General features: G+C 66.7%; 18 protein-coding genes. 12 read left to right on the top strand and 6 right to left on the bottom strand.

The window, feature by feature from the left end:
- Nucleotides 1-18: 18 nt before the first annotated feature.
- Nucleotides 19-621, bottom strand: coding sequence for a dihydrofolate reductase family protein (locus FBY36_RS02250; protein ID WP_142117147.1), 603 nt, complete (start codon nucleotides 619-621; stop codon nucleotides 19-21).
- Between the two features lie 56 nt (nucleotides 622-677).
- Here FBY36_RS02250 and FBY36_RS02245 point away from each other — a divergent pair, with 56 nt between their 5' ends.
- Nucleotides 678-2,201, top strand: a complete 1,524-nt coding sequence (locus FBY36_RS02245) for an ATP-dependent DNA ligase (protein WP_142117145.1) — start codon at nucleotides 678-680, stop codon at nucleotides 2,199-2,201.
- Between the two features lie 23 nt (nucleotides 2,202-2,224).
- Here the strand turns inward: FBY36_RS02245 and FBY36_RS02240 are convergent, their stop codons facing one another.
- Nucleotides 2,225-3,193: a DUF389 domain-containing protein gene (locus FBY36_RS02240; protein ID WP_142117143.1), complete on the bottom strand. Its 969-nt coding sequence runs from the start codon at nucleotides 3,191-3,193 to the stop codon at nucleotides 2,225-2,227.
- A gap of 123 nt (nucleotides 3,194-3,316) precedes the next feature.
- Between FBY36_RS02240 and FBY36_RS02235 the strand changes: the two genes are divergently transcribed.
- The 4 genes from FBY36_RS02235 to FBY36_RS02220 all read left to right on the top strand — a co-directional run bounded on the left by FBY36_RS02235 (nucleotide 3,317) and on the right by FBY36_RS02220 (nucleotide 10,792).
- A complete protein-coding gene (locus tag FBY36_RS02235) occupies nucleotides 3,317-5,389 on the top strand; it encodes an acyltransferase family protein (RefSeq protein ID WP_142122442.1) in 2,073 nt (690 codons plus the stop codon).
- Between the two features lie 216 nt (nucleotides 5,390-5,605).
- Nucleotides 5,606-7,117 carry an IMP dehydrogenase gene (gene guaB / locus FBY36_RS02230; RefSeq protein ID WP_142117142.1) on the top strand — a complete coding sequence of 504 codons (1,512 nt, stop codon included), beginning with the start codon at nucleotides 5,606-5,608 and terminating at the stop codon, nucleotides 7,115-7,117.
- A gap of 129 nt (nucleotides 7,118-7,246) precedes the next feature.
- On the top strand, nucleotides 7,247-8,860 hold the full coding sequence (locus FBY36_RS02225) for an HNH endonuclease signature motif containing protein (RefSeq protein WP_142117140.1): 1,614 nt from the start codon (nucleotides 7,247-7,249) through the stop codon (nucleotides 8,858-8,860).
- 72 nt (nucleotides 8,861-8,932) lie between these two features.
- A complete protein-coding gene (locus tag FBY36_RS02220) occupies nucleotides 8,933-10,792 on the top strand; it encodes an ABC transporter ATP-binding protein (protein WP_142117139.1) in 1,860 nt (619 codons plus the stop codon).
- Here the strand turns inward: FBY36_RS02220 and FBY36_RS02215 are convergent.
- Nucleotides 10,789-11,394, bottom strand: coding sequence for a hypothetical protein (locus FBY36_RS02215; protein ID WP_142117137.1), 606 nt, complete (start codon nucleotides 11,392-11,394; stop codon nucleotides 10,789-10,791). The two genes, FBY36_RS02220 and FBY36_RS02215, sit on opposite strands and share 4 nt — an antisense overlap.
- Before the next feature lie 56 nt (nucleotides 11,395-11,450).
- On the opposite strand from FBY36_RS02215, the gene FBY36_RS02210 reads away from it, so the two are divergent.
- From FBY36_RS02210 to FBY36_RS02180, 7 genes are all read left to right on the top strand, one after another.
- A complete protein-coding gene (locus tag FBY36_RS02210) occupies nucleotides 11,451-12,587 on the top strand; it encodes a GuaB3 family IMP dehydrogenase-related protein (RefSeq protein ID WP_142031892.1) in 1,137 nt (378 codons plus the stop codon).
- Between the two features lie 98 nt (nucleotides 12,588-12,685).
- Nucleotides 12,686-14,425 carry a glycerol-3-phosphate dehydrogenase/oxidase gene (locus FBY36_RS02205; RefSeq protein WP_142117135.1) on the top strand — a complete coding sequence of 580 codons (1,740 nt, stop codon included), beginning with the start codon at nucleotides 12,686-12,688 and terminating at the stop codon, nucleotides 14,423-14,425.
- 41 nt (nucleotides 14,426-14,466) lie between these two features.
- Nucleotides 14,467-14,955, top strand: a complete 489-nt coding sequence (locus FBY36_RS02200; protein WP_142117134.1) for a PTS sugar transporter subunit IIA — start codon at nucleotides 14,467-14,469, stop codon at nucleotides 14,953-14,955.
- A gap of 96 nt (nucleotides 14,956-15,051) precedes the next feature.
- Nucleotides 15,052-15,942 (top strand): SURF1 family protein, encoded by an 891-nt coding sequence (locus FBY36_RS02195; protein WP_142117132.1) that lies wholly within the window; start codon nucleotides 15,052-15,054, stop codon nucleotides 15,940-15,942.
- Entirely contained in the window at nucleotides 15,939-16,445 is a 507-nt protein-coding gene (locus tag FBY36_RS02190; protein ID WP_142031888.1) for a DUF3817 domain-containing protein, read from the top strand. The genes FBY36_RS02195 and FBY36_RS02190 overlap by 4 nt, the downstream gene beginning before the upstream one ends.
- A 126-nt stretch (nucleotides 16,446-16,571) precedes the next feature.
- Complete coding sequence (gene guaA / locus FBY36_RS02185) at nucleotides 16,572-18,161, top strand: glutamine-hydrolyzing GMP synthase (RefSeq protein WP_142117130.1); 1,590 nt, start codon at nucleotides 16,572-16,574, stop codon at nucleotides 18,159-18,161.
- Nucleotides 18,162-18,291: 130 nt separating this feature from the next.
- Nucleotides 18,292-22,575, top strand: a complete 4,284-nt coding sequence (locus tag FBY36_RS02180) for a DUF4011 domain-containing protein (RefSeq protein ID WP_142117129.1) — start codon at nucleotides 18,292-18,294, stop codon at nucleotides 22,573-22,575.
- A 26-nt stretch (nucleotides 22,576-22,601) separates the two neighbouring features.
- On the opposite strand, the gene cpaB is transcribed toward FBY36_RS02180, so the two are convergent.
- The 3 genes from cpaB to FBY36_RS02165 form a co-directional block, all read right to left on the bottom strand.
- Nucleotides 22,602-23,348: a Flp pilus assembly protein CpaB gene (gene cpaB, locus FBY36_RS02175; RefSeq protein WP_200830416.1), complete on the bottom strand. Its 747-nt coding sequence runs from the start codon at nucleotides 23,346-23,348 to the stop codon at nucleotides 22,602-22,604.
- A 141-nt stretch (nucleotides 23,349-23,489) separates the two neighbouring features.
- Nucleotides 23,490-23,765, bottom strand: coding sequence for an FmdB family zinc ribbon protein (locus FBY36_RS02170; protein ID WP_142117128.1), 276 nt, complete (start codon nucleotides 23,763-23,765; stop codon nucleotides 23,490-23,492).
- Nucleotides 23,766-23,875: 110 nt separating this feature from the next.
- Nucleotides 23,876-24,496, bottom strand: coding sequence for a 5-formyltetrahydrofolate cyclo-ligase (locus FBY36_RS02165; protein ID WP_142117127.1), 621 nt, complete (start codon nucleotides 24,494-24,496; stop codon nucleotides 23,876-23,878).
- Nucleotides 24,497-24,596 lie beyond the last annotated feature (100 nt).

The following is a 24,596-nucleotide window of genomic DNA, read 5'->3' as shown; positions in this document are numbered from 1 at the left end:
CTGTAAGGATGCTCGGTATCAGCCGGCGTCCATCTCCGCCGTTTCGACTCCGCCTGCACGCTCATAAACCAGCGACACCGCACCCTTGGGGTAGCTGCGTGCCGGCTCGGCGAGGCGGAACGCGGCGGGTATGGTCCCGGCGTCGAACAGCCGCTTGCCCTGCCCCAGGGTGAGCGGATACAGCCAGAGATGGAGGCGGTCCAGCACCTCTGCCTCCAACAGTGATCGGATGAGGACCCCGCTGCCGAACATGTGCACCTGCTGGTACTCGTCGCGCAGCCTGCCTGCCGCCATGGCATCCGGCAGCACGGTGGTGCCTGCCCATGCCGGATCAGTGAGGGAGCCGGACACCACAAATTTGGGAACCCGGTTGAGCGTCTCCGAGATGTCCCCTGACTGGTGGGGCCAATAAGCGGCAAAGATGTCATAGGTTTTTCGCCCGAGGAGCAGGGCATCCATCCGCTCGATCCCAGCTGCAATGGCGGCGCCGGACTCATCGTCGGACACCGGTGCCTGCCAGCCGCCAAAGGCGAAACTGCCCTCAGGGTCTTCTTCGCGGCCGCCGGGCGCCTGGTAGACGCCGTCGAGGGTGATGAACAGGTTCGCAGCGATGAGTCCCATGCGCCCATTCTGGAACCGGACCGTGGGCCTGTCCAGTGCCGTGGCAGGATGGTGCCATGCTGCTCCTTGAGCTCGTTAAAACCGCGGAGGCCGTCACCTCCACCCGTTCCCGGCTGGCGAAAGTGGATGCGCTGGCCCAGCTGCTGGTCCGGCTTGAGCCTGCGGAAATTCCGACGGCGGTGGGCTGGCTCGTTGCCAAGCCCCGCCAGGGACGCGTGGGCGTCGGCTGGAGCGCCGTGGCTGCGGCCAGGGAGGAACCCGCCGTCGAGCCAACCCTCACCGTGGCCGACCTTGACGCTGCCCTGGACCGCCTGCTTGCCACGGCGGGTACCGGATCGGGCGCCGGGCGCGCAGCTACACTGCGGAAGCTAATGGCGGCGGCAACCGCGCCGGAGCAGTCATTTATCGCCGGGGTCCTCCTTGGCGAGCTGCGCACCGGAGCCCTGGAGGGCGTGCTGACGGATGCCGTTGCCCGGGCCGCCGGGAAGCCCGTTGCCGCCGTACGCCGCGCTGCAATGCTTTCCGGGGACCTGGGCGGAACCGCCATGCTGGCCCTTACGGGCACCGAAGCCGAGCTCGACGCCGTCGGCCTGGTAGTGGGCCGCCCCGTGCAGCCCATGCTCGCGGCCACCGCGGGCAGTCCAAGCGCAGCCCTGGAAGCCACTGGGGAGGCGTCTGTGGAATACAAGCTCGACGGCGCCCGCATCCAGGTGCACCGGGCCGGCGACGACGTCAGCATCTTCACCCGCAACCTGGCCGACGTCACCCACCGGCTCCCCGAGGTAGTGGAGGTAGTGCGCGGACTGCCGCTGCGGGACGTGATCCTCGACGGCGAAACCCTGGCCCTGGACGAGGAAGGCGGCCCGCGGCCGTTCCAGGAAACCATGGCGCGCTTTGGTGCGGATGCAGCGCGGGAAACGCTGCTGCATCCGTGGTTCTTCGACGTGCTGCATCTCGACGGGCGGGACCTGCTCGACGAGCCGCTGTCCGCCCGGATCAGTGAGCTCGAGCGCATTGCGCCTGAGCACCGGATACCGGGAGAGGTTACGGCTGATCCGGTCGTCGCGGAGCGGGTGTCGCAGGAGGCGCTCGCCGCCGGGCACGAGGGCGTCGTGGTGAAGGCCATTGGTTCCACCTATGCGGCCGGCCGGCGCGGGTCCAACTGGGTGAAGGTCAAGCCGGTGCTGACGTACGACCTGGTGGTGCTCGCCTGCGAGTGGGGATCCGGACGCCGCACCGGGACGCTGTCCAACCTGCACCTGGGCGCCCTTGACCCTGAGGGGGAGTTCGGTGAACCCGGGGGCTACGTGATGGTGGGCAAGACCTTCAAGGGCCTCACCGATGAATTGCTGCGGTGGCAGACGGAGAGATTCCAGGAGCTTGAGGTGCGGCGCACTGCCGGCACTGTCTGGGTTGAGCCGGTCACTGTCGTCGAAATCGCGATCGACGGCGTGCAGCAGTCGCCGCGCTACCCGGGCGGCATCGCCCTGAGGTTTGCCCGGGTCAAGCGCTACCGCGACGACAAGGCTCCGGCGGAAGCGGACACCATCCAGACCCTGCGCGGCCTGCTTCGTTCATAAAAAACCGCGTCACCCGGCACTGCCTACCGGCGGCTCCGTGTCCGCTGCCGCCTGAGGCTCCGCGCCACACCGTGGGGCACCCGCCTGTAAACCATCCGGTAAAAGAGCAAAACCGCCAGGGCGGCCACCACGATGCCCACGAGGTTGAGCAGCAGCTGGAGGGCAGAGCCGGCCGCCTTCTGGTATTCACCAAGGACCAAGGCCACCGCAACGTAGCCTGCCGCCGGCACGGTGGTTACCGAGATGAAGACGCCGATCAGTGCCGCGGAGCGCCGGCCGATGATGGAGAGCATTCCGGCGATCCCGGCCAGGACGGCCACAATCATTGAATACGGGCCCGGATGGTAGATGAATTCCACCGCAGAGCCCTTGTCCAACGCATCGCGCGGGAAAAGACCGAGCGGCACCGACAGCCACGCCGTCAGCGCCGCCAACAGCATGGCAACCGGAAAGCCCACGCACAGCGCAACAGCCGCGCGCCGGCCAAGCTTCCACTGGCGGGTGGCAAGCGAGACGGCCAGGGCGGCCAGTGGCCCGAACTCAGGCCCCACCGCCATGGCCCCCACAATGGCAATGGGGGAGTCCGTCACGATGCCGATCCCGGCGAGCTGGGTTGCCAGTACCAGGAAGGCAATGAAGTTCCACGTCAAGCGGGAATCCTCGCCCGTTTGCCGCGTCACGTCATCCCAGATCACCGCGTCCGCGCCGTCCCCGGGTGCCGCCTGCTCCGCACGGTCGGCATTCCTGGAGAGGACGAATTCCGGTGCGCTCATGGCGATGGAGCCCATGTCCTGGACCTTCAGGATTTCCAGCTTCTCGAGCAGTTCCTCCACCGACTCCCGGGCGATCAGGACCTCGATGACATCGCCCTGCGGCACCACGGACGCGCCCGGTACCAGCGCAACTTCTGCCGCGCCCCGCTGCTCGCGGCACGTCTTCAGGGTCACGGCGGACAGCTCCCCGGGCACGCAAATCCGCAGTTGGACAACCACGCCGGCTCCCTTCGATGGTTGGGGCCAGCATAGTCCGACGCCGGGCTGTAATTGGCCGTTGCAGACCGCCTTGGCTAGGCTTGCTGTTTTGGCTGGTGGGAATTCTGAGAGGTTCTAGTGTCGATAACGGAAACCCCGAAGGCACCTGAACCGCAGTCTGGTGCCGCAAACAGGAAACGAAAACCAACCTTCCGCCCCGAAGTCCAGGGGCTCCGGGCCCTGGCAGTCCTGATGGTGGTGGCATACCACGTCTGGCTGGGCCGCGTTTCGGGCGGCGTGGATATCTTCCTGCTGATTTCGGCTTTCCTGCTCACCCTGTCCTTCGTCCGCAAGGCAGAATCGGGCCAACCCTTCCGCCTGCTGGCGCACTGGCTGCACCTTTTCAAGCGCCTGCTGCCCGCCGCCGTCGTGGTGATCCTCGGGGTCCTGGCGGGCACCTGGCTGATCCTGCCGCAGGGCCGCTGGCCGCAGGTACTGGACCAGGCATGGGCGTCGCTGCTGTACCGGCAGAATGGGCTCCTGGCAGACATGGCCGTGGACTACTACGCGCAGGACCATGCGGGAGCCAGCCCGCTGCAGCACTTCTGGTCCCTGTCCATCCAGGGCCAGGTATTCATCCTGTGGCCACTGATCTTTGCCGCCACCGCTGCCGTGCTCAACCTGCTGCGCCGGGTTCCCCGCCTGCAGGGGCTCACGTATCGAGGGTTGTTGGCCGTGGTCTTTGGCGCTGTGCTGGTGGTGTCGCTGGCCTACTCCATTAACCAGACCGCCAGCAACCAGGCGTACGCATACTTCGATACCCGCGCCCGGCTCTGGGAGTTTGCGCTGGGATCCTTGCTGGCGCTGGCGCTGCCCTACCTGAAGCCCGGCCGCATAGTGAGGGTGGCGCTGGGCTGGGCCGGACTGGCAGCCATGGTGTCCTGCGGGCTGGTACTGACCGTCGACAGGTCCTTCCCCGGGTACGTGGCGCTGTGGCCCACGCTGGCTGCGGCGGCCATCATCATTGCCGGGCAAACGGGCTGCCGCTTCGGCGTGGACCGGCTCCTCAGCAGCCGTCCCGCCGTCGCCCTGGGTGACAACTCCTACGCCCTGTACCTCTGGCACTGGCCCGTCCTGGTGCTGGCGCTCGCGGCCACCGGCGTCGAGGCGCCCAACCTCAAACAGGGACTGGGCATCGTCGGCGCCTCCATCGTGCTCGCTGTCCTCACCACCCGCTTTGTTGAAAAGCCGCTGCGCGACTGGCATTGGCCCAAGCTGCGCGCCTGGCGGACCGCCGTCGTCATTGTTGCCTGCGGTGCCCTGCTGGCCGGGCCTGTCGCCGTCTGGCAGACGTCGCTCACCGCGGAGGAAAGCGCGACGGCGGCCCAGCCCCGTGAGCTCACGCCCGGGGCCCGTGCGCTCACCCCGGAGAACGAAAACACGCCCGCGCCCAGGGCTCGAACCATCCCCGGGCCCACCGCCCTGGACAATGACTGGGCCGGCATCGACTCGCCCTGCACCGGCGTCAACGCCACCAGCGACCCCATCCTGGAGGGATGCCGGCAGGAACTTCCGGAGGAACCGTCCACCAGGCGCATCGTGGTGCTGGGGGATTCCCATGCCCAGCAGTACCTGGCCGCGCTGGCTCCCGTGGCAGCCGCCCGCGGCTGGGAACTGGTGACCCTGCTGATGCCTGCATGCCGGTTCGGCGCCGAATCGGAGGCCAGGAATGCCGAATGCAACGCCTACAACAAGGCCAGCTCCGCCTACGTCCTGGAACACCGCCCGGATGCGGTGTTCACGGTGGCGTCGCTGACCCATGAGGACGCCCCGTTCGAAACCGAAGTGCCGGGATACCTGGATGGCGTGAAGCCGTTCGCTGACGCGGGAATCGAGATCGTGGGCATCCGCGACAACCCGCGGTTCACCTTCAACATGCCCCAGTGCGCCCAGCGGAACGGTGCGGACGCGCCTGCCTGCAACCCGCCGCTGGCCGAATCGCTGGTGGAGCCGTCGCCGTTGGAGAATTACCGGGGCAAGCTGCCAGGGCTGCACCTGATGGACATGAGCGACTTCATCTGTGCCCGGGGCGTCTGCCCTGCCGTGGTGGGAAACGTGTACGTCTACAAGGACGACAACCATCTCACCAGGACCTATGTGGAGACCATGATCCCAATGTTCGAGCAGCGGCTGCTGGCCGCGACCGGCTGGAGCTGAATACGTCTTTCGGGTGCGGTTGCTCACATTGGCGGCGTGGAATAGGGGGATCGTCGCCGAGGTTCTAATATTTACTCAACACTTTCTGCCCCCGGAACGCCGTCCTTGCATGGTGCTCCCGCAGGATCGTCTGCACAGGCCAGTTCCGTAATAACGGGCTGGTCATCGGCTGCAACCCCTACCCGTGACCCAGCAACCAAGGTAAGAGGCGCACTCATGACCGAGCCCCAACACGACCCCTTTGGCTTTATCGGCCTGACCTACGACGACGTCCTGCTCCTGCCGGGCCACACCAACGTCATCCCGTCCGAGGCAGACACCTCCTCGCGGATCTCCAAGCGGATCACCGTGCAGACCCCGCTGCTTTCCGCGGCCATGGATACCGTCACCGAATCCCGCATGGCCATCGCCATGGCACGCCAGGGCGGTCTGGGCGTGGTGCACCGCAACCTGTCCATCGCCGACCAGGCCGACCAGGTGGACCGGGTCAAGCGGAGCGAATCCGGGATGATCACCAACCCGCTGACCATTCGCCCCGAAGCCACGCTGCGTGAACTGGACGATCTCTGCGCCCACTACCGTGTTTCCGGCCTGCCCGTGGTGGATGAGGACAACCGCCTCCTGGGCATCGTCACCAACCGCGACACCCGCTTCGTCCCCGAATCGGACTTCCCGCTGCGGCTTGTCAGCGACGTCATGACCAAGATGCCCCTGGTAACGGGGCACGTAGGGATCAGCCGCGAGGAGGCCTCGCACAAGCTGGCAACCAACAAGATCGAGAAGCTCCCGCTGGTGGACGACCAGGGCCGGCTCAAGGGCCTGATCACCACCAAGGACTTCACCAAGGCCGAGCAGTACCCGCTCGCCACCAAGGACGACGAAGGCCGCCTCCGCGTGGGCGCCGCCATCGGCTTCTTCGGGGACGGCTGGGAGCGGGCCATGGCACTGGTCGATGCCGGCGTCGACGCCCTGTTCGTGGACACCGCCAACGGACACTCCCAGGGTGTGCTGGACATGATCCGCCGGCTGAAGTCGGACCCCGTCGCCGCGCACGTGGACATCATCGGCGGCCAGGCCGCCACCCGCGAAGGGGCCCAGGCACTGATCGACGCCGGCGCCGACGGCATCAAGGTGGGCGTCGGTCCCGGATCCATCTGCACCACCCGCGTGGTGGCAGGCGTGGGCGTCCCGCAGATCACCGCCATTTACGAATCCGCCAAGGCTGCCATCCCGGCCGGCGTGCCGCTGATCGCCGACGGCGGCCTGCAGTACTCGGGCGACATCGGCAAGGCGCTGGTGGCCGGAGCCGATACCGTCATGCTGGGCTCGCTCCTGGCCGGCTGCGACGAGTCCCCGGGTGAGCTGATCTTCGTCAACGGCAAGCAGTTCAAGTCCTACCGCGGCATGGGCTCCCTGGGCGCCATGCAGTCCCGCGGCAAGAACACGTCCTACTCGAAGGACCGCTACTTCCAGGCCGACGTGTCCGGCGACGACAAGTTGATCCCCGAAGGCATCGAAGGCCGAGTGGCTTACCGCGGACCACTTTCCTCCGTGGCCTACCAGCTGGTGGGCGGCCTGCGCCAGACCATGTTCTACACCGGTGCGCCGACGATCCCCGAGCTGAAGGCCCGCGGCAAGTTTGTCCGGATTACTTCTGCCGGGCTGAAGGAATCGCACCCGCACGACATCCAGATGACGGTCGAAGCACCGAACTACGGTTCCCGCTAGGCTGGGCGTCGCGTTTCGCTGACTAGAGCGTGAACACGAGGAGGCAAGGTTTCGGCCTTGCCTCCTTTGTTTTCCCTCCGCGCTGCATCCCTGTCTTTGAATGTCAGTGCCTCGTTGGATGATGTTTGCATGACGATCAGCGGCAGTGGTGGAGTGGCTTTGAGGGGTGTTCATGCCTCTGTTGCTGCCTTGGATGCGCTGGCCCTTGAGGATGCTGCTTTGGCTTGCGACGCTCATGCGGGTACTGATGTTGATGTGTTGCAGCGGCGGTATGAGCTCCGGCTGACCCGGCTGGAGGTGGTGAAGCGGCTGGAGGCGCAGCTCGCTGTGGTCAAGGCCCGTGATGCGGTGGAGTGCGTCGGGTTCCAGCACGCGATGCTTGTCCCGGACGCCCCGGTACATGAGCGGACGTTTGCGGAGATGTCAGCGGTGGAGGAGATCGCGGGGGTCCTGACCATCAGCTCCGGCGCTGCCGGGGCGTTCGTGGACCAGTCCCGGCGGGTCTGTGCCCTGCCGCCGGTGATGGACGCTTTGGCCGCCGGGGACCTGTCCTGGCAGCACGCCAGGATTGTTGCCGACGAAACCGAAGGCCTCACCCCCGTCGGCGCCGCCGCCCTGGTGGCGCACTTCTTCGACCCCGACGCCCCCAAGCCGGCCCGCGGGGCCGCCCCCGGTGAACTCGTGCCATCGCGATTCCGGGTCAAAGTCCGCACCTGGCGCGAACGCCACCACCCCGAAACATTGCAAAAGCGGCACGCGAAGGGCGTCGCGGACCGGCGGATGGAATACACCCCGGACCGCGACGGCATGGCCAGGATTACGCTCTGTCTTCCCGGCGACACCGCTTCGGCGATCTGGAATCGCACCACCGCCACCGCCCGCGGCCTCCAAGGTCCCGACGAACCCCGCACCCTCACCCAGCTCCGCCCAGACATCGCAGCATCACTGCTCCTCGGGACAGGCCTGCTTCCCGGTCCAGAAAACACCGCCACCGCTGACACCGCCACCTTCTCCGGAAGCGGGCCGGGTACAGACAGCAGTTCCCCCACGGCAGGCACCACCGGGATAGCCCAGGTCCCCACTCCGCGGGCAGACGTCCTGGTCATGGTGCCAGTGTTCTCCCTGCTCAGTGTCACGGACGAACCCGCAGAACTGGACGGCCACGGCCCCATCCCGGCCTCCATGGCACGCAAACTCGTCGCGGACGGGGCGGACTCGTTCTACCGGGTCCTGGTCGACCCCCGCGACGGGGCACCCGTGGAGATCGGCCGCACCCGCTACCGGCTCACGGAAACCATCAAACAATGGATTCGCATGCGGGACGGAAAATGCACCTTCCCCGGCTGCAACAACCGCACCCCGGACAACGACACCGACCACCTCACCGCCTGGAAACACGGCGGCACCACCGGCACCAGCAACCTGGCACAACTCTGCCCAAAACATCACCGGCTCAAGCACGCCCGGCCCTGGATCCCGGATGCCGCAACGCACAACGGACCGCCGGGCTGGACTTCCCCAACAGGCCGGCACTATAAACCCGAACACCACGACCACGAACCAACCCACTGGCCACCGGGGATGTTGTCAGCCTTCGCCGCGACCGCCTGCGTCGACGCCCTCCCCGAGGATCTCCCACCGTGGGAACCGGACGACGACACCCTCATCGATCCTGATGACCTGTCACCGGAGGACCCCGTTTGGGCGGATTTCTTCGCGAAGCCGTTCGTGCTGCCGGTCTGACCCGTGACTCCCGTCCTTGGCGGATCGTTCGGCGCTGCCCTTTTAGCTCTGGCCCAGCACTAGGCTGATTCCATGTCCCAACCGCGCCATCCGGCGGAACTGACGCCCAAACGTGATCCGCAAAAGCGGCTGGCCCTTCGTCCCTATGTCCAGGCCGTAGCCCAGGTGCTGCGGGTCAGTTTCCGCGCCTCACCCGGCGCTGTTGTCATGAAGGTGCTCGGCTCGCTGATCTCGGCCGTGCTGCCGTTGGTCACCACATTCTTCGCATCGCTCACCACCACGGCCCTGGCCGCGGCGTACGCCGGTGACGCCGGTGCAGGGCAGCGGGCAATTGTCTACGTCATCATCACCGCCGCGCTCGGCCTGTTCTGGGGTGCCTTCAACAGTGTGGACCGCTATATCCAGCAGCTGATGAGCTTCAAGGTGGGCGCCATCGTGGGTGACCAAATGTACGAGCGCTTCCTGGCCCTGGAGTTTTGGCGCTACGACGACAAGGAAACCGTTGACCTCTATGACCGCGCCAAGAGGTTTTCAGATTCCTACGCCCGGGTGCTGGACCGAATCGCTGCCATTTTCACGCAGCTGGTCTCGGTCATCCTTGCCATCGGCGCCCTGTTGCTGGTCAGCTGGTGGATCGCCGTCATTGTCCTCGTGGCAATCGTGCCCAGCGTGTACCTGCAGTTCAAGCTGTCCCGCGAACAGATCGCCCACTGGAACACTCAGGTTGATTCACGCCGGCAGCGCCGCATGATCGAGCAGAACCTGCTCCGCCCGCAGCATATTGCTGAAATGCGGCTCTACGGCATTGTCGGCTTCCTCATGGACCTCCGTGCCCGGCTCCGGGACGCGGATGAGCGGCGCCGGCTCGACTACCAGCGGCGCTACATCCCCAAACAACTGGCCGCGGATGCGCTCCAGTACGGCGCGGAGGTGGTCTCCCTGATCTGGGTGGTGGGGCAGATCATCGCGCGCGCCCAGCCTGTCGGCCAGTTCCTGTACGTGCAGCAGATCGTCAGCCGCGCTTTGTCCACCGCGAACAACCTGGTGTCCTCCCTGAGCTCCATCGACGAGGACTTGGCCAACCTGAAGGACTACGAGCTGTTCATGGCGATGCCCGTGCACTCCGAACACGCCCCGCCGCTGCCGGAAGCGCCCAGGGAAGTAGAGCTGAAGGACATCCGCTTCACGTACACGGGCAGCGATATTGAAGTGATCCGGGGAATCGGCCTGACCATCCGCCAAGGCCAGCACATTGCCATCGTGGGGGAGAACGGCGCCGGCAAATCCACGCTGATCCGCATCCTTGCCGGCCTTTACCGTCCAGACTCCGGCCAGGTGCTGCTCGACGGCGTGGATCTCGCCGCCGTCGACGTCACCTCCTGGCACCGCCATCTGGCGGTGCTGAGTCAGGAGTTCCTCAAGTACGAGTTCGCTACCGCCGCGGAAAACATCTACTTCGGTGATGTGGACAGCCCGCGCGACGACGGGCGGATCCGGCGCGCCGCCGCCGATGCCGAGGCCCTGGAGTTCATCAACAAACTGCCCAACGGCCTGGACAACCACGTCAGCAACTGGATGGAGGACCCGCGCGGCCGGAAGGGCAGCGGCCTGAGCGGAGGCCAGTGGCAGCGGTTGGCCATGGCCCGGAACTTTTACCGCGACGCGTCCTTCATGGTGATGGACGAGCCCACCTCGGCCATTGATGCGCTGGCCGAGCACAGGATCTTTACCCGCCTCTTCGCAGACCGCAGTAGCACCATCATTGCCATCAGCCACCGGCTGGCCACCATCGAGAAGGCCGACATCGTGTACATGCTGGAGGACGGGCAGATCGTGGAGCAGGGCACCCATAAGGAACTGGTGGCTTTGCGCGGACGCTACTTCCGGATGTTCGAATCCCAGCTCACGGTGGAAGAGCCGACAGGGCTCTAAGCCTCCACAACGGTGGTGCGCACCCGCGCCACACTGGGCCGCGGCGGGACGCTGCTGAAGCCGAAGGTCACCGCGGGGCTTATGGAGGCCAGTGCCCCGGCGCCGGCGCCTTCCCACGACACGACGGCGGAGGCCACGTGATGCAGGTCCGTCACCCCGTAATACTCGGCCCTGCCGCTGCCCGCCGTGCCGTAGGTGCGGGCGCCGGGAGCTACGAGGGCGGCCATTGGACTGACCGCTGACAACCAACGCGGATGGACTGCAAGGCGCCGGGGCACTGCCCGCAGCGCCGAACCAAGGTTCGTCCTCGCTCCGGTGACTGCCCGGATCGCCAGCGGGCCGGCGTCGACCGCCAAGGTTCCCTCCGTCAGCGACGCCCGGACGTCCATAACCTGCACCTCATCGAAGCTGTAGGTTGCCGCGATGAATTCCGCCACCTCGGGGGACGGCGCCAGCAACAGCCGGTGTCCGGAGGGCTGCTGCAGCATGACGTCAGAGAAGGCCCCGAAAGGGGACTCCTGCCACATGCCAACCACCGCGCGCAGCCCGGAGGCCGTGCCAATGCCGGCGATGTGCCCGTCGAAGACCCAGCGTCTGCCCATCAAGCCACTGTAGCCACCGTCCGGGACCTGCGGGGCCGCTGGGATAACCTAGAGCAGTGACTTATGAGATCGAGATCGGCCGTGGCAAGCGTGGGCGTCGTGCCTACTCCCTGGATGACATTGCAATCGTCCCCAACCGTCGCACCCGCGACCCCAAGGACGTTTCCGTCTCCTGGCAGATCGACGCGTACCAGTTCGACATGCCGGTCATCGCGGCCCCGATGGACTCCGCCATGTCCCCGGCGACCGCCATCACCCTGGGCAAGCTCGGCGGCCTGGGCGTCCTCGACCTCGAAGGCCTCTGGACCCGCTACGAGGACCCGCAGGCCATCCTCGACGAGATCGCGGCGCTCCAGGACGAGACCAACAGCCCCGCCGTCACCGGCCGGATGCAGGAACTGTACAAGGCCCCCATCCAGCCCGAACTCATCACGTCCCGCCTGGCCGAGATCCGGGAGGCCGGTGTCACCGTCGCCGGTTCGCTGACCCCGCAGCGCACCCAGGAGCACTACAAGACCGTGGTGGCTGCCGGCGTCGACATCTTCGTCATCCGCGGCACCACCGTGTCCGCCGAGCACGTCTCCAAGGACCACGAACCGCTGAACCTCAAGCAGTTCATCTACGAACTCGACGTCCCCGTCATCGTCGGCGGCGCGGCGGGCTACACCCCGGCGCTGCACCTCATGCGCACCGGCGCGGCAGGCGTGCTGGTGGGCTTCGGCGGCGGCGCAACCACCACCACGCGCCGCGCCCTGGGCATCCACTCGCCCATGGCGTCCGCCATCTCCGACGTCGCTGCCGCCCGCCGCGATTACATGGACGAGTCCGGCGGCCGCTACGTGCACGTCATTGCCGACGGCGGCATGGGCACCTCGGGTGACATCGTCAAGGCAATTGCCATGGGCGCCGACGCCGTCATGCTGGGCAGCGCGCTGGCCCGCGCCGAAGAGGCGCCGGGCAAGGGCTGGCACTGGGGCCAGGAGGCGCACCACCTGGAACTGCCGCGCGGCGACCGCGCCAACGTCGGCACCGTGGGTCCGCTGGAGGAGGTCCTCTTCGGACCTGGCCACCACACCAACGGCACGTCCAACCTTATTGGCGCGCTGCGGCGCTCCATGGCGACCACCGGCTATTCGGACCTGAAGGAATTCCAGCGGGTCGACGTCGTCGTATCGCCTTACGCAGGCAACTGACGCGCAGGGCAGGGCGGGCACCTCCCGCCCTGCCCAAAGCACGCCGCCAGCAAGTAGTGTGGGTTTACTACCGGCACTAGCGGCACTGGAGGCGTTCAATGAAGAGTGTTCCTGCAAACGGCGGGGTCCTTGGCCCCGAAGCCAGGGAAGCATCCATCCAGCGGTTGCGCGCCACCACCGAACCCGGCCAGGAACTGGACATCCTGATTGTCGGCGGCGGCATCGTGGGCGCGGGAGCCGCATTGGACGCGGTGACCCGGGGCTTGAGCGTGGGCATCGTCGAGGCAAGCGACTGGGCTGCCGGCACGTCGTCGCGTTCTTCGAAACTCATCCACGGCGGCCTGCGCTACCTGGAGATGCTCGACTTCGCCCTGGTCAAGGAGGCCCTGCAGGAACGCGGGCTGCTGCTCTCCGAAATTGCCCCCCACCTTGCCCGGCCGGTGCCCTTCCTGTATCCACTGACCAAACCGTTCATCGAGCGCCCCTACGTCGGGGCGGGCATCGCACTGTATGACGTCCTGTCCGTCTCCAGCGGACACAGCCGCGGGGTCCCTTTCCACAAACACCTGAGCAAGCGCGGTACCCTGCGCGCCGCCCCCAGCCTGAAAAATGACGCTTTCGTGGGCTCCATCCGGTACTACGACGGCCAGGTGGATGACGCGAAATACGTCGCAAACCTGGTCCGAACCGCCGCCTATTACGGGGCCCATGCCGTGAACCAGGTGGCCGTGGTGGACTTCCTCCGCGAGGGCGAGCGGGTGGTCGGAGCCAAGGTCGAAAACCGCGAGGACGGAACGCAGTTCGGTATCCGCGCCAAGCAGGTCATCAACGCCACGGGAGTCTGGACCGATGAAACCCAGGCCATGGTGACCGACCGGGGCCAGTTGAAGGTCCGGGCCTCCAAGGGCATCCACCTGGTGGTTCCGCGCGACCGTTTCCAGTCCACCGTGGGCCTGATCCTGCGCACGGAAAAGTCGGTGCTCTTCGTCATTCCGTGGGGACGCCACTGGATCATCGGCACCACTGACACCGACTGGCACCTGGACAAGGCCCACCCGGCTGCGTCAAGCAAGGACATCGACTACGTCCTGGAGCACGTCAACCAGGTGTTGAAGCGGCCGCTGACCAGGGAGGACGTGGAAGGCGTGTATGCCGGGCTCCGGCCGCTGCTGGCCGGCGAAAACGACTCCACGGCCAAGCTGTCCCGCGAGCACGTGGTGGCGCACCCGGTCCCCGGCCTGGTGGTGGTGGCCGGCGGCAAGTGGACCACCTACCGGGTAATGGCCAAGGACGCGGTGGACGAGGCAACGCGAACCATGGACGAACGGGTCCCGCCGAGCTGCACGGAAACCATCCCGCTGCTGGGCGCCAGTGGCTTCCGGGCCGCGTGGAACCGCCGGAACCGCACCGCTGAGGAATCCGGGGTCCACGTGGCCCGGATCGAGCATCTGCTCAACAGGTACGGATCGATGACGCCCGAGGTGCTGGCCATCATCGAGCAGAACCCGGAACTGGCCGAGCCCCTCCCGGGAGCCGACGACTACCTGCAGGCCGAGGCCGTCTACGCCGCAAGCCATGAGGGTGCCCGCCACGTCCAGGACGTCCTGACCCGGCGGACGCGTATTTCCATCGAAGCCTGGGACCGCGGCGTGTCCGCTGCCCCTGTTGTCGCTAAACTGATGGGTGACGTCCTTGGCTGGAGTGACGCGCAGCGTGAAAACGAGATCCGCCACTACATTGCCCGCGTGGAAGCCGAACGCCTCAGCCAGCAACAGCCGGACGACGAATCCGCAGACGCCGCCCGCCTGGGCGCGGAAGACATCGTGCCCTTGCGCTGAGGGGCCCGCTAGCCCTGCACCGCTGACTGAAGGGATACGCCTTGGCGGAACCACTGGACCCGTATGACGCCCACCTCACCACTGCCGACATGGTGATCCTGGAAATGGAAGCGAAGGACAAGACCGACGCCACCAACCAGTTGGCGGAACGTCTGCACGCTGCCGGGCGGATCTCGGATCTTGACGGATTCCTGAAAAACGTCAATGCCCGCGAGCACCAGCTGGCCACAGGGCTCCCGGGCGGCATCGGGCTCCCGCACGCGCGCAGCGAATTCGTCTCCCAAACCTCCATCGCGGTGGGCATCGCCAAGTACGGCCATGCCCTGGACTTCGGCGCCACGGACGGGCCCGCCACGGTCATCCTGCTGATCGCCACCCCCGCCAGTTCCTTCTCCGACCACCTCGAAGTGCTGGCCACCCTGGCACGGTCGCTGTCCAAGGAATCCTTCCGGGAGTCGCTCCGGCGGGCGTACGACGCCGAAGTGATCGCCGAACTCATCAACTCCAGCCTGGTGTTCTTCGACCACTAGGCCCGGCCGGACCACCAGGCCCGCATGTCCGCCCTTTCCAGGTCCGGGCGTCCCGGCGTTTAGTTGTTCTACAAGAGTACGAAGTACGGTTAAGACGTGTGGAAAACAGCCCTCAAGCCCCGATGGATCGCAGGCTTTATCTTCGCGATCGCGCTCTCCGGGGTCTTCGTGCTGCTCAGCCAGTGGCAGTTCGGCCGCTCCACCCAACCCGAAGTGCCCGTTAACCCGGCTACCGAGCAGGTCCAGCAGCTGACAAGCACGCTGCAGCCCGGTGAGTTCTTCCACGGCAGCGCCGCGGACCAGATGGTCACCGCGCAGGGAACATACAGCGCGGACAAACAGGTCCTGGTTCCCGGCCGGCTCCACGACGGAAAGAGCGGCTACTGGGTGGTCTCGGCCTTCGCCGTCAACGGTGCCCCCACACTGACCGGAGTCGCTGCAACACCCCAGACCTGGATCCCCGTGGCACGCGGGTGGGTGGCGGAACCCCAGGACGCGGCAGCACCGCCGTCGGGCCTTGTTGAACTGACCGGTAGGCTGCTGCCGTCCGAGGCGCCCGTGGCCGGGAAAGCACCGAAGCCGGGGGAGGCCTCGGCTGTGTCCGTGGCCGAGCTCATCAACTACTGGGACGTGAGCAGCTATCCGGGCTTCGTGTCGGCCACCGCAGAGGTGGTGGGCGGCCAGGACGTCAGTGCCGCCGCCGTACCGGGGAGCCTCCTGCCGCTGGACATCGGCCCCCAGCCGCCGGCACAGCGCATCAACTGGCTCAACCTCTTCTACTCCATCGAGTGGGTGGTCTTCGCCGGCTTTGCCCTCTTCATCTGGTGGCGGCTGGTCAAGGATGACTACCACCGGGACCTCGAAGAAGCCCTCGATGATGCCGAAAATACCGACGGCGACGGGCGGCACGAACCCCACCAGCGACCACACCAGCAGCCTGACCAGCACCAGCAGCCTGACCAGCACCAGCAGAAGGTACAGCCATGATTGATCCGAAACCGGCAACCCCGTCAGCACAGGCCCCCGGCGGCAAGGCCGGGAAGAAGCGCCGCTTCGGCGGTACCGAGGCCCAGATCCGGTCTGCCCTGAAGTTCTACAAGGTCATGGCCTACCTCACCGGCACCATGCTGCTCCTGCTGTGCGCTGAACTTGTGGCCCGGTACGGCTTCGGGCAGTACCTGTTCGCCGGCGGCACCAACGCGGTGACCGGGCAGCCGTTCGGCTTCGGGTTCGCCGACGCGGAGCCGCCGGGGGTGCTCAACGGCGTGAACATCTCCGTGACGGTCCTGATCGTGCACGGCTGGATGTACGTGGTGTACCTGATCTCCAACTTCCGGTTGTGGTCCCTGATGCGCTGGCCGTTCCTGAAGCTGGTCCTGCTGGCCCTTGGCGGTGTTGTCCCGTTCCTGTCCTTCATTGTCGAAAAGAAGTTCCACGCCGAGGTGGAGGCCGAACTGGCCGCCAACCCGCAGGCGCCGCAGCGCTACTAGCCACTGCCGTTCCGGCCGCTGAGGTGCCGGGCCCTGCCTGGTGGCCATCCGCCGTCGTACGTCTGCTCCATCACAGCGCGGCGTCTCAAGGTGCGCCGGTGCAATAGCGCCAAGTAGGCTATTACGGTGACTACTCCCACTGCATCCCAGACTTCCCAGAAGCCGGTGCTGGTTGTTGATTACGGTGCCCAGTACGCGCAGCTGATTGCCCGCCGCGTCCGGGAAGCGAATGTGTATTCGGAAGTGGTTCCGCATACGTACACCACCGAACAGCTCCTGGCCAAGAACCCCGCCGCCATCATCCTTTCCGGGGGGCCCTCGAGCGTTTATGCCGACGGCGCCCCGAGCGTGGGTGCCGACCTCTTTGAAGCCGGCGTCCCCGTCTTTGGCATCTGCTATGGGTTCCAGGCCATGGCCAACGCCCTGGGCGGCAAGGTGGACAAGACCGGACTGCGGGAGTACGGCTCCACCGAAACCACCATCCTGGGTGATGGCCGCTCTGTGCTGGAAGGCATGCCCCAGCACCAGAAGACCTGGATGAGCCACGGCGACTCCGTCCACGAGGCGCCTGCCGGGTTCGACGTCCTGGCCACCACGGCCGGCGCCGAGGTAGCAGCGTTCGCCAACGAGGAAAAGTGCCTGTACGGGGTTCAGTGGCACCCGGAGGTCAAGCACTCGGACTACGGCCAGCAGGTGCTGGAGAACTTCCTCTTCAAGGGCGCCAAGCTCGAGCCCAACTGGACCACCGGCAACATCTTGGAAGAGCAGGTGGAGCGCATCCGCCAGCAGGTGGGGGACGCACGGGTCATCTGCGGCCTCTCCGGCGGCGTTGACTCCGCAGTGGCCGCAGCCCTGGTCCAGCGGGCCGTGGGTGACCAGCTCACCTGTGTGTTCGTTGACCACGGTCTGCTGCGTGAGGGCGAAGCCGAACAGGTGGAGCGCGACTTCGTGGCCGCCACCGGCGTGAAGCTGTACGTGGCCAACGAACAGGAGCGCTTCCTCTCGGCCCTGGCCGGCGTCAGCGATCCGGAAACCAAGCGCAAGATCATCGGCCGCGAGTTCATCCGCGCCTTCGAAGAAGCCGAACTTGCCATCATCGCCGAGGCAGCTGCCCACGGCGAAAAGATCAAGTTCCTGGTCCAGGGCACCCTGTACCCCGACGTCGTCGAGTCCGGCGGCGGCGAAGGTGCCGCGAACATCAAGAGCCACCACAACGTGGGCGGCCTCCCCGAGGACCTGCAGTTCGAACTCGTTGAACCGCTGCGCGCCCTGTTCAAGGACGAGGTCCGCGCCGTGGGCGCCCAGCTGGGCCTCCCGCAGGAGATCGTTGGCCGCCAGCCGTTCCCCGGCCCGGGCCTGGGCATCCGGATTGTCGGCGAGGTGACCAAGGAGCGGCTGGACCTGCTGCGCAAGGCAGACGCCATCGCACGCGCCGAGCTCACGGCAGCCGGCCTGGACAACGAAGTGTGGCAGATGCCCGTGGTCCTGCTCGCAGACGTCCGCAGTGTGGGCGTCATGGGTGACGGCCGCACATACGGGCACCCCATCGTGCTTCGCCCCGTCTCCTCCGAGGACGCCATGACAGCGGACTGGTCACGGCTGCCCTACGACCTCCTGGCCCGGATCTCCAGCCGGATCACCAACGAGGTGGACGGCGTCAACCGTGTGGTGCTGGACGTCACCAGCAAGCCGCCGGGAACCATCGAATGGGAATAGCATCCTAAGTGGCCGGCCTCCGCCAGCGGGGGCCGGCCACTGCTTTTCCCGGACGAATCCTTCGGCAATTTCCCGTGCTCCAGTGTTGCGGTCTCTCAAGTCCGGCGCCGGACCGGCTACTCTCGAATCTATGCCGGTATGGTCCAGGACGTCACGTGCAAACGCAGAAAAGAAGGCAGAAGTGTCAGTTGGTCAAGGCCACCCGGAAGGCTCGGAAGAGCTTCGTAAATGGCTGTCAGGGCTTAAACCCGTCACCGGCGCGGACACGATGCTGCGCTTCACCAAGACGCCCGAAGGCTCCATCGACCTGACATCGGCGCACCCCTCCGGGCTCGCCCAGCTCATGGCCGGGCGCCGCACACGCCTGTCCACGCTGATCCGTGACAGGCAGCAGTATGTGGTGGCCGCCCGTGCTTCTCGCAACATCCGGTCCAAAATCTTCGAGCTCGCCAACGACCGCGGCATCGATGCCGGATACCTGTCCGCGGGCACCGTGGTGTGGACCTCCGCCGTCGGCGGCAAACCCCAGCGGGTGTCCGCCCCGGTCATGCTGACCGCCATTTCCCTCACCGTGCGGCCGGGGGAGGACGACTTCGAACTGCAGCTCACGGAGCAGGCGCACATCAACCCCGCCCTGGTGCGGCACCTGAAGAACATCCACGGAATCGTCTTCGACGTCAACGCCGTCACCCGCCTCGCCTACAGCACCGCCCGGTTCGACCCCCAGCCTGTCCTGGACCGGCTGGCTACACTGATCCGGCCCATCCACGGAGCGGAAACCCAGCACAACCTGCTCGTTTCCACCTTCGCCGACCTCTCCGGCAACCTCGACGACCCCTGGATCAACGACTCCCATCCCGTGGTGTCCGCGCTGGCCACTGCCGCCGGCGGCGAAATGGTGGACGTCGACCAGCCCGACCCGTCCCGCTTCCCCCACCTGGACAACAGGGATCCCAAGGACGAACTGCTGCTGCTGGATGCGGACACTGACCAGCAGTACGTCATCGACGCGGCCCGGGCCGGGGACTCCCTGGTTGTCAGCAGCCCGCCCGGCACCGGCCAGACCCAGACGGCCATCAACACCATCGGTGCCCTGGTGGACGCCGGCAAGACAGTACTGGTGGTGGGCGACCGCCGCGCCAGCCTCAACGAGGTCTCCGGGCACCTCGAGTCGCTGGGGCTGGAGTCCATCCTGTTCCAGCTCACCGGAAACGTCACCGCGCAGCAGCTGAAAGGCCAGCTGGTCCGGGCCATTGTGCGGAACGAAAAGTCACTGGAACCGCAGCTCGGGAACCTCCACAACACCCTGGTCGAGCACCGGCACGCGCTCATGGACCACGTGGCGTCGCTCCACAACGTCCGCGAGCGTTGGGGCTGCTCGCCCTACCAGGCCATGCAGTCACTGGCCGAGCTCACCTCCATCCATCCTGCGCCGGCCACCACCGTCAGGCTCAAGCGCAGCGTGCTGGACAGCATCCGGGACCGCGAGGAACTGGCCGGCAGGCTCAAGCGCGCCGCGGAACTGGGCAGCTTCAGCAAAGCGGCCACCACCAGCCCCTGGCACGGGGCCCGGCTGTTGACGCGCAAGGAAACCGAGGAAGCCCAGGACCTGGTCCGCTCCGTCGCCAAGAGCCTTCCCCTCCTGAGGGACCGCATGGACGCCGTTGCGGAGCACGCCGAAATCCGCCTGGGCGAGTCATTCGCCGAGTGGGGCGAGCAGCTGGAACTGCTGGTCGCCGTCCGTGGAAGCCTGGACAAGTTCACCCCGGACATCTTCGACCGGCCGGTGACGGACCTTATTTCCGCCACTGCCCCTTCTTCCTGGCGGCGTGAGCGCGGTATCGAGCTGACGGCCATGCAGCGCTCCAGGCTGCGCCGGGTAGCCAAGGAATACGTCCGCCCGGGTGTCCACATCGCAGACCTGCACTCATCCCTGGTGCTGGTCCAGGAACAGCGTGCCCTGTGGGCGGGGTACGCCACCACCCAGCGGCACCCCGCCGTTCCCTCCGGCCTGGCCGAAATGAACGCCATGTACCGGTCCCTGGACCAGGAGCTGGCACAGTTGGGCGAGGCGCTGCAGCATACGGAGGGCGGCGGGTCGCTGTCCACCGTTCCCTACGCGCGGCTGATGGAACGCCTGGAGCGCTTGGTGGCAGACAGCGATACGCTCAAGACCCTGCCCGAACGCACACTCCTCATCGAGAACATGCGCGAACACGGCCTGGGCGAACTCCTTGCCGATCTCGCCGAACGGGAAGTCCCCGAAGGGTCCGTAGCCGCAGAACTGGAGCTCGCCTGGTGGCAGTCGGCCCTTGAGGCAATGATCAGCGGTGACGACTACCTGGCCATGTCGGACGGCGATGCACTGCGGCAGCTTGAAGCGGAGTACCGGCTGGCGGACAACGCGCACATCGCCAGCGGCGCCGCCCGCCTGCGGTGGGACCTGGCCGAGCGGTGGCGGACCGCCATCGCCGCCCAGCCGCGCCAGGCCGATCTGCTGCGCAGCCTGCTCAAGGACGGACGGGTGTCCCTGCCGGCCCTGACCGCGCAGGCTCCGGACCTGATCGGCACACTGGTTCCGGTATGGTCCGTGAGCCCGTACCTGATGACGGGCCTGCTTCCGGCTGAACAGCATTTCGACGCCGTCGTGATCCTCGATGCGGAAGCGACGTCCCTGCAGGCCGTCCTGCCGTCGATCGCGCGTGCCCGGCAGATCATCGCCTTCGGCGATTCGCGCATTGCCACGCCGCGGACCTTCACCGTTGGGGTGGAGCGGCTGGCGCCGGGAGAGTCCGCCCACCAGCGGGTGGAGAGTGCCTTCACCGCGCTCTCCGCCGTGCTTCCGGTATGGCGGCTCAACGTGGTGTACCGGGCAGTGGATGAGGACCTGGTCCTTCAGCTGAGCAAGAACTTTTACGACGGCGGCCTGCGCCGGCTGCCCGAAGGCCAGTCAGCCACGGGGCTGGACCGGTCACTGCTGGTGGAGTACCTGCCCGACGGCACCGGCCTTCCCAGTGCCGACCATGAGGGTGTCGAGTCCGTGGTTGCCGAAGTCAACCGGGTGGTGGAACTGGTCTTCGAACACGCCCGCCTCCGTCCCCGGACCTCGCTGGCCGTGGTTACCGCCAGCCTCCGGCACGCTGCCAGGATTGGTGAATCCATCAGGCTCCAGCTGTCCAACCAGCCGGGCCTGGCCGGTTTCTTTGGCGCCGGCCCGGAGTCCTTCCGGGTGGTGGACCTGGAACGAGCGCAGGGACTGGTCCGCGATCACGTCATTTTCTCGCCGGGTTTCGGGCGGACCCCGCACGGCCGGGCACTCCACAACTTCGGACCGCTGTCCGCCGAGGGCGGCCGGGAGAAATTTGCCCTGGCGATGACCCGGGCGCGGCGTTCCATGCACGTCCTCACCTGCTTCCGGCCGGAGGACCTGGACCAGACCCGGCTCACGCACGGGGCGGTTGACCTCTACACGCTGCTGGACCGGGAAATTTCCGGCAACACAGATCTGGGCACGCCCGCATCCCGTGCCGCGGCCAGTGAACAGGCGCTGGGAGCGGATCCGCTGGTGGCCGATCTGGGGGACAGGCTGCGGGCCCGTGGCGCCAGGGTCTGGCACCAGTACGACGGCGCCATCGACGTGGTTGCCGCGGCGGACCCCCTGAACACCATGGGCCAGGACGACATCGACCTCCCGCGGCCCGTAGCCATCGAGTCCGATGGCACCGCGCAGTACCGCACCATGAGCGTGCGTGAGCGCAGCAGGCTGCGGCCGCAACTGCTTGAACGCCTGGGATGGCGGTACATGCCGTTGTGGACCATTGAGGTTTTCACAGACCCATCCTCCTGCGCCGACCGCATTGCGGGGTATCTTGGCCTTGAGAAAATGGTGCTCCCGGGACGGAGTCCGTCCTCCACCGGGTTCCTGGACGACGACTTCAACCACGCGCTTCATGGAATCGACGGGACGCCCTCTCCCGGTGTCTCCTACCTGCCATCCGAGGCTGGTGTAAGCCGAAACAGTGATGGAAGCCGCCGGCAGGAAGAGGGCAGCCAAGGCAGGCGGGTCCAGCATCCGGGGGAAACAGATGCGATGACAACAGAAGACAGGCCTGGGAACGAGAGGCCCGAGGAAGATATGCGCCAGAACGAAAACGACCAGAACGAAAACGACCAGACCGGGAACGACAACCAGACCGGGAACGACAACCAGGCCGGGACCGACAGCCAGGACAAGCCCGGGACCGGAGCAGCAGCTGCCGTTCCCGCTGATCCCACCGCCGCCAAGGCAGGGTCGGGCGGTACTGGGGAGATTCTCCCCAGTAAGGCGGCAGAGGACGACGCACGCAGCTGGGGTGACCGCGAGGACGACCACGACACCTGGCTGAAGGAACAGAAGCCGCCGCACTGGGGCTGACCACCGCATTCCAGCGGCGCCGCGGATCATGGCTGCCCCACCAGAACGAAGAACAGCCTGCCTTGGGTTGAGGCCCCGGCTAGGCGTGATGACTGTTCCGCTGTGGCTGCCACGACGATCAGCCCATCCGTCTCTGTGGTGCCCAGCCATTGTCCGGTCTGGCCGCCCTTGTTCGAGGTCCACAGCACGGGGACGGCCGACGCCAACACTTCGGAGGGACCCTGCTGGTCGAACCCATTGGCGGATGTCAGCACCACGTTGACCAGCTGGCCGGGGGAGACCAGCTGGATGGACGAGGCATCTGCCATGCGCAGGGGAACCGCCGCCGAACCGGGCGGCGTCCCTGCCAGGAGCCCGGGGCCCAGCAGCTGGGCATCGGTGAGGAGCTGGCCCTTCCGGAGCGGAGCCGCAAGCTGCTTGCCCGTGGCTGCGGCGCCGTCCCGGAGGAAGCCGTCGGCTACCATTCCGGGAGGCACCTGGACGCGGTCCAGATCGGCCGCTGTTACAGCGGTTCCGGCGGGCAGGTCCCGGGCGGCGGCCAGCGCAGTCACAGTGGAGAGCGGGGCAGGAGTGAGCTGCTGGACGGCGATTGCTGCAGCTGCGCATAAAAGCAGTGCCGCCGCGAGGCGCCGGTTGCGGCTTAGCCAGCCGGCAAACCGGGAATGCAGTGGGCGGTTTCCGGGCCGGCGCCCGAGCTGATGCGCGCTGGCGGCACTGTGGGTGTTCCCGGGAAACCGGAGGCTGTCACGGCGGCGGCGGGGGAGTATGGGCATGCGCCCACGCTAATTGCTGCCGCCACGGCAGGGGAGCCAGGACGGCTGCTATGTGGACAAAGGCGGCCGGACGCTGCTTGAACCTGCGTGGGAAGCGCCCGGCCGCGGTCGTAAAGACCGTCGTCGTAAAGACTTGGTTGCTTAGCTGGCGGCAGCAGCGGCCGGCGCCGAAGCGGCGGGGGCGGCGGCAGGCGTGGCCGGAGCCGCGGCCGGTGCGGGAGAGACGGAGCTGCCCTTGGAATCGCGCGAGTCGGTGCGGTAAAAGCCCGAGCCCTTGAAGACGACACCGACGCTGTTGAACTTTTTGCGCAGCGTGCCCTGGCATTCAGGGCAGGACGTCAGGCTGCTGTCCGAGAACGACTGGACAATGTCGAAGGCGTGGCCGCAATCCTTGCAGGCGTAAGCATATGTTGGCACTGGTGCTCCTCCTCTTGGGCAAACGAGAGGTCCCGTGCTGCCGTGGGTAAACCATTAGCAGTCGCAGGGCCTGAGTGCTAATTCTATCACTGCGTCCGGACGGTCCGGGCTTAGGCGCTGCCCGCCAAGGGCCGGTAGCCGGACGGAGCCAGGACGGCCGGGACCGGCCGGTCGAACTCCTCGGCCGGAATCCGGCCGGCGGGCAGCAGTTCATCGTCGTAGATAACAGCGGCCAGTGGAATTTCCTTCCCTGCCGTGGCGAGGTGCCCCAAGAACTTGTCGTAGTACCCGCCGCCTTGGCCGATCCTGTTGCCGGCGAGGTCCACCGCGGTGGCCGGAATGAAAAGCATTGCTGCACCGCCGGCTGTGTCCGGACCGTGCCGCTGCCCAGCGGGTTCCAGTATTGGTGCATATTTGCTGCGTTCGAAGCCGGTGTCCGGTGTCCAAAACACCCAGCTCAATTCCCGGCCGGGCTCGCACACGGGAAGCAGCACTTGGTGCCCGCTGTGATGCAGGGCGTTAATCAGGGGCAGGGTGGGCGGTTCATGTCCCACGCCCAGGTACACGCAGGCAATACCAGGGCGATCCCCGGTGACCGTCCTTGCCCATTCTTTCCCATGGGCAGCCAGCGCCGCCCCCGCCGCTTCCAGCTGCGCCGGCGTAAGGGCTGCCCGTCGACGCCGGTGCGCCGCCCTGATGTCGTCCTTGACCGCGTCGGTCTCCTGCAGCATGGTGTCCTTCCTGCATTGGCCGGTGTTCCGGGGACTTTTCAAGCCCCGCATGCGGGCCTGCCGCGCCGGTGGTTACTGAAATGCTTGACTGACGTTAGAT

It is taken from the genome of Arthrobacter sp. SLBN-122 (assembly GCF_006715165.1).
Classification (GTDB): domain Bacteria; phylum Actinomycetota; class Actinomycetes; order Actinomycetales; family Micrococcaceae; genus Arthrobacter.
The sequence above is the reverse complement of the archived record's forward strand: the minus strand, read 5'-3'. Positions and strand labels throughout refer to the sequence as shown.